This window comes from Pseudomonas sp. AGC41, from assembly GCF_057334555.1.
The window spans coordinates 6,657-8,155 of sequence record NZ_JBHFJB010000056.1 but is presented as its reverse complement, the minus strand read 5'-3'; the positions used below and the strand labels follow the sequence as shown (position 1 = coordinate 8,155).

Below are 1,499 nucleotides of genomic sequence, written 5' to 3'. Positions count from 1 at the left end.
CCCCCCCCCCCCCCCCCCCACAAAGGCGACATCTCTGCAACAGAACGAGAGGATTGAGCTAAATTACCGGCATTGCTTTCGAACCTGCCATCGAGCCCCCATGCCTGCCCAGCCGCTCTGGAAAACCTACCTGCTTTTTTTGGCCCCCATGGTCCTGTCCAATTTCCTCCAATCGATGTCCGGTACGCTCAACAGCATCTACATTGGTCAGATGCTCGGGACCCAGGCATTGGCGGCGGTGTCGGGGATGTTTCCCATCGTGTTTTTCTTCATCGCCCTGGTGATTGGTCTGGGCGCGGGGGCGGGCGTGTTGATCGGGCAGGCCTATGGCGCCGGCGAGACCGGAACGGTGAAGGCGATTGCCGGGTCGACGTTGCTGTTGGGGGCGATTATCGGGTTGGTGGCCGCGGTGTTGGGCAGCGTCTTTGCTCGCGAGGCCCTGCAAGGGCTCGGCACGCCCGACGATGTGCTCGAAGATGCCATTTCCTACGCGCGGGTGATGATGTGGATCCTGCCGATGCTACTGGTGTTCGTGCTCTTCACCCAGCTGCTGCGCGGTGTGAGCGATACCGTCTCGCCGCTGCTGGCGTTGCTGGTATCCACGAGTGTCGGGATGCTACTGACGCCAGTGCTGATCCGTGGCTGGCTGGGCTTGCCGCAGATGGGTATCCAGAGTGCGGCGTGGGCGGGGATGGTGGGCACCGCATCGGCCATGGCCATGCTGGCGTGGCGCCTCAATCGGCGGGCGCATGCCTTGGCGCCGGACCGCGCACTGTTCGCCGCGATGCGCCTGGACCGGGATATCCTCGCCAAGGTGCTGCGCATCGGCTTGCCGACGGGGTTGCAGATGGTGGTGATTTCGTTGTCGGAGCTGGTCGTCCTGGCGCTGGTCAATCACCACGGCTCCCAAGCCACGGCCGCTTATGGGGCGGTGACGCAGATCGTCAATTACGTGCAGTTTCCGGCGCTGTCGATCGCCATCACCGCCTCGATCCTCGGCGCTCAGGCGATTGGCGCCGGACGCCTGGAACGCCTCGGGCCGATCCTGCGCACGGGGCTGTTGTTCAATGTCTGGCTGACCGGTGGCCTGGTGCTGCTGGGGTATCTGTTGTCCCACTGGCTGCTGGGGCTGTTCATTACCGACCCGGCGGCGCGGGTCCAGGCCGAGCACCTGTTGCACATCATGCTCTGGAGCCTGCTGGTGTTCGGCTTCCAGGCCATCATCGGCGGGATCATGCGCGCCAGCGGCACGGTGCTGGTGCCGGTGGCGATCTCGATCTTCTGCATCATCGGCGTGCAAGTGCCGGCGGCCTACCTGCTGGACGCTCACTTCGGCCTGCAAGGGGTGTGGATGGCGTTTCCGGTGGCTTACCTGAGCATGCTGATTCTGCAGGCGGTGTATTACAAACGGGTCTGGCAGCATCAGCGGATCGAGCGGTTGGTATAGCCGGCCCATCACCGAACCCCTGTGGGGGGAGCCTGCTCGCGAAAGCGGTGTT

The 1,499-nt window shown here is 64.0% G+C and carries 1 protein-coding gene; it reads left to right on the top strand.

Annotation, left to right across the window (positions count from 1 at the left end):
* Positions 1–100: 100 nt before the first annotated feature.
* The gene (locus tag ACE04F_RS11080) at positions 101–1,447 is read left to right on the top strand and encodes an MATE family efflux transporter (protein ID WP_486106635.1); all 1,347 of its coding nucleotides are present in this window, start codon (positions 101–103) and stop codon (positions 1,445–1,447) included.
* Positions 1,448–1,499 lie beyond the last annotated feature (52 nt).